Genomic DNA, 4,007 nt, shown 5'->3' with positions numbered 1-4,007 from the left:
TCCTGACGCCCTCCGAAGGAGCCATTCGATCAGCGTAATTGCTTCTCAGGCGGGCAATCAGCTCTAGGCTGCCGTTCTCGGCCCACGTGGGCGTCGACCGGGTGAGACACCGAGAACGGCAAGGGGGCCACGCTCCTCGTCGGGTAGAGCATCGACCCTCCACTTCTTCACTGCCCGATAGAGCCACTGACCGACCTGTTCGCCGTCATCGTTGACGTAGTTCGCGGGAATGAGTGCGTTGCCGTGTTGCTCGCGGTAAGCGGCGATCTCGGCCAGCATTCGACGTCGCTTGCTGTCGGTTCGGGGGACGGCAGGTAGTGGGTATCGTCGTCGCTCCGCACGAATCCGATCGAATCGAGTTGGCGTATGCGCTCTGCCGGGAGAGTGCCGAGCATTCGAGCGACGCGTTGCCGGTATTGCCAGCGACCGAGCCGGAAACCGCATTCGGACACGTAGTTCTCGGGTATCGGTGCGTGGGGATGCTGTTGCCGGAACTCGGAGTACAGCTCCAGTGCCGAGACTGCGGACCGTCGAGTACGCATGATGATCAGTCCTTCTGTGAAATCCATATATTTGTCAAGTAGAAGGCGTCATCTTCAAGAATGTCAATCACATTGGCGGCGTGTCATGAAAGTCACCTGATTGGGTGAGCCGACTGCGGGGTGTCCTCAGCCATCCGCATGTCTCGCGCTGCTCGATCCCGTTCTCGTCCCGAGAGTCTGAGACCGGGCGCAGCGGGAATCTTTCACGACAGCATCAGTGCATCGGTGACTGACCGGACCCTGCACATTCGGGCTTCAGTTGCGCTGTGCCGAGATCCGAGGAACCGACAAACGCACGTGACGTCCTCGACCCAACTTGTGCTGCCAGAGTGGGACAGACGGGCGCCTCGGCCGATTCCGAGCTACCGGATTGAGATCCCGCCACGATCTTGACCGTGCTCTGCCCGGTTCTCGGAACCGGTGGTGTTCTGATCGAAGTCCTGGTGGCATGGGGTGGCGCGTGAACATTACTTCGAAGTAATGTTCCCCGGGTTATCGGCGATGAAGGAGTGGAACTGTGGCGCGCAAAATTGTTGTCGAACGTATCGACGACCTCGACGGAACTCCGATCGAGGACGGAAAAGGCGAGACCGTTCCGTTCTCTGTCGACGGCGTCGACTACGAGATCGACCTGAAAGAGAAGAACGCCAGGGAATTCCACAAAACGCTCGACTTCTACATCGAGCATGCGACACGGGTCGGGGGAAGGAAACGTCGATCGACCACGGCGGTGGATCCGTCGCAGGGGCGCAAGCGAGCGAAGGAAATTCGGGAATGGGCGACCGCCGAAGGCTATGAGCTGTCGGCGCGCGGACGAATCCCCGCGCAGATCGAGGAAGCGTACAACGCGGCTCACTGAACCACTGAGGAAGAGCCTCCGGCCAGCGCATTTCGGGCTTCCGGAGGCTGCCGGCTCAACTCAGGAGGCGGACGATGCCTCGATCAGTGCCTGACGCTGGTTGGCGCCGAGGCCGCCGATACGGCGGGTGTCAGCGATGGACAATTCCTCGAGGAGCTTCGCGGCCTTCACGGCGCCGACGCCGGGAAGCGCCTTGAGCAGTGCCGAGACCTTCGTCTTCTTCACGATCTCGTCCGTCTCGGCTTTGGTGAGTACCGCTTCGACGCTGAGATCTCCCGCCTTCACTGCGGAGAGGAGTTCGCTCCGCGCTTTGCGGGCTTCCGCTGCCTTCGCCAGTGCCTCGGCTCGTTGTTCCGGTGTCAAGACGGGCAGTGCCATGAGGGGCTCCTTGGTGCGTTGTTCGGCTAGATTGTTCGGCTTTCCCTCATCATCGTGCCAGGTAGGGCGGACATATTCGCGTACCGACCGTTTAGGGTCGATCTCCGGATGGCTGTTTTTACATCCCCAGGCTGTTGTCCTGCGGTGCTCGATCACGTGTCCCTCAGTGTGTCTCGCTAGCGCTGATCGTTGTCCCTCCACATCGGTTTCCTACCTGAGTCTGGGTGGTTGGTGCATGCCGACAACATGCCTATCTCATTTGAAAGATGGTGCAGCCAAGTCGAACGCAGCGATTGAGAGGTGTTCGGGAATCTGCCAGGGCGACCCGTCGCGAGGCCGCTGAACCGGAGTCAGAGGCCGGGTGAGCGCGAACATGGTGTGGCGTCATCGACGGACGTCATGCCCCGGGCAGATCGGCAGCCGAGTTGGTTGTGGCGGTGTCGACACGCCGATCTCGACCCGGCGCCATTCGGCGCACAGTTCGCCTACTGTTCCCACAGTCCCCGCATCCTCGATTGGCGGGTGCTGATCTTTTCGGTGAGATACGGCGCCCGGAAGCGCCGCGCGAAAGATCGGCCTCATCGAGCCGATGGCGAAACAGCGTTCAGTGGTGGCGAATGCGTCGGTACGGCATGATTCGCCATGTTCAGGCAGGCTGCGGCCGACCACCCAACGGGCAGTGGAGGTGAGTGATGGATCCGTTCGACTTCGTTGCTCATATTCCCTGCCCGCACTGCCGTGTAGGTATTGGTGAGCGATGCGTCACCAAGGATGGGTACGCGCGCAAGATTCCCTGCCTCCATCGTGTCAAGCTCGCGAAATGGCCTGATAAGGATGAACTTCCCGATGCCGATCCGGATGCGGAGCGAGATGACGGCGAGTAGGGAAGATTGTTGCACGCAGTAAGAGGTGCACCATCGACTCCCACTCGGAATCGGTGGGCGGCGAGGATCAAATGCGAACCCTTGCTGGTGCAGGGCGTGGTCGCCACGGCATCCCCGCCTCGGCAGGATCGTGCCCGCTGCTTCGCCCACCTTCTCGCTCTGGTGTGACACTTCGTGTTCGCGCGAACTGGCCACAAGGTCGTGCTGCTTCGGTACAGGTAGTTCCCTCTGAGGTCCCTCGATAGACACCGGAGATTCACCCCGTGCGGTGGAGGACCACCGTTCCACGCCTCGCCGACGATCGGTGATCGCGTCGCGGCGAGGCGCCGAAATCCCGAAGCAGCCGGAGCTGTCGCTTGCGGCCTGCCCTCGATCAGGGATCCCACGGTGTCCGGGACCCTCACCGGCCGCGTGCCGTGACGTACGGACATCGTCCGGCGGAGGGGGCGTCGGTAGATTTGAGCCGATGGTCGACATCATGAGTTCGCCACTCTGGGGTCACGCGGTGCGACCGCGGTGGCCGGGCGCCACTGGGGGAACATGGATGTCGAGGTTGAGTCCCTCGGCGCGAACCCGCAGCGGGAGGTCATGGGCGAGGCGACCGCCGTCATGCGCTATCGCGCAGGCGAGGTCGACCGTCACCGGTTGGGGCGGCGAAACCTTCCGCCAGGGTTTCGGATGATAGGTGGGCTGCCAGCGCGAGAACTCATCGAACGTACGTAGTTTCGATTGTTGACCATTGTGGTAGGTCAGCGCCAGGCAGAGGTCGACGCGCCCCGGATGAGGGCCCCTGCTGACTTCCTCGCCGTCCACGGGAAGATGGCTCGGTGAACGATTTCGGATTGCTGCCCGACGACTACCGCGACTTCCTCGACACCTGAAGGCGCAGGTGCGCCAGGCCCGAATCCGGGCATCGCGGGTGGTCAACACCGAGTTGCTCCTGCTGTACTGGGACATCGGCCGGGCCATCCTCGACCGACAGGCCGCCGAGGGGTAGGGGAGCAAGGTCATCGACCGCCTCGCAGCGGACCTACGGTCAGAGTTCCCCGAAATGCGAGAATTCTCCCGGAGCAACCGCCACTACATGCGGAAATTCCCCTCCGAGTGGCCGCGAAGCGCAGTTGTCCAACAAGCTGTTGGACAACTTCCGTGGGGCCACGTGCTGCTGCTGATCGACCGACGCGACGACCAAACATCCGCGACTGGTAGGCGGCCGCGGCATTCGAACGCGGCTGGTCCCAATATGCCTAAGAGCGTGTCTCATGTGGGAAGTTTCTTGAAGCAGGTGAGTGCGGCGGCGAGGTGGAGGAATCCGGTGAAGTGTTCGCCGTGGCGTTCGTAGCG

5 protein-coding genes and 1 pseudogene are annotated in these 4,007 nt (G+C 62.1%); 3 read left to right on the top strand and 3 right to left on the bottom strand.

Features of this window, described 5'->3' with window-relative positions:
• Positions 1-63: 63 nt before the first annotated feature.
• Positions 64-569, bottom strand: a pseudogene (locus MLGJGCBP_RS16650) (helicase associated domain-containing protein).
• 490 nt (positions 570-1,059) lie between these two features.
• On the opposite strand from MLGJGCBP_RS16650, the gene MLGJGCBP_RS16645 reads away from it, so the two are divergent.
• A complete protein-coding gene (locus tag MLGJGCBP_RS16645; RefSeq protein WP_160096998.1) occupies positions 1,060-1,401 on the top strand; it encodes a histone-like nucleoid-structuring protein Lsr2 in 342 nt (113 codons plus the stop codon).
• A 60-nt stretch (positions 1,402-1,461) separates the two neighbouring features.
• Here MLGJGCBP_RS16645 and mihF read toward each other — a convergent pair whose 3' ends face one another.
• A complete protein-coding gene (gene mihF, locus MLGJGCBP_RS16640) occupies positions 1,462-1,779 on the bottom strand; it encodes an integration host factor, actinobacterial type (RefSeq protein ID WP_160096997.1) in 318 nt (105 codons plus the stop codon).
• Between the two features lie 692 nt (positions 1,780-2,471).
• Between mihF and MLGJGCBP_RS16635 the strand changes: the two genes are divergently transcribed.
• The gene (locus MLGJGCBP_RS16635; protein ID WP_160096995.1) at positions 2,472-2,663 is read left to right on the top strand and encodes a zinc finger domain-containing protein; all 192 of its coding nucleotides are present in this window, start codon (positions 2,472-2,474) and stop codon (positions 2,661-2,663) included.
• A gap of 498 nt (positions 2,664-3,161) precedes the next feature.
• Here MLGJGCBP_RS16635 and MLGJGCBP_RS16630 read toward each other — a convergent pair whose 3' ends face one another.
• Positions 3,162-3,476, bottom strand: coding sequence for a hypothetical protein (locus MLGJGCBP_RS16630; RefSeq protein WP_160096994.1), 315 nt, complete (start codon positions 3,474-3,476; stop codon positions 3,162-3,164).
• Between the two features lie 238 nt (positions 3,477-3,714).
• Here MLGJGCBP_RS16630 and MLGJGCBP_RS54320 point away from each other — a divergent pair, with 238 nt between their 5' ends.
• Positions 3,715-4,005: a DUF1016 N-terminal domain-containing protein gene (locus tag MLGJGCBP_RS54320; protein ID WP_236581145.1), complete on the top strand. Its 291-nt coding sequence runs from the start codon at positions 3,715-3,717 to the stop codon at positions 4,003-4,005.
• Positions 4,006-4,007 lie beyond the last annotated feature (2 nt).

The organism is Rhodococcus sp. T7 (assembly GCF_009872365.1).
Taxonomy (GTDB): Bacteria; Actinomycetota; Actinomycetes; order Mycobacteriales; family Mycobacteriaceae; genus Rhodococcus_F.
The sequence above is the reverse complement of the archived record's forward strand: the minus strand, read 5'-3'. Positions and strand labels throughout refer to the sequence as shown.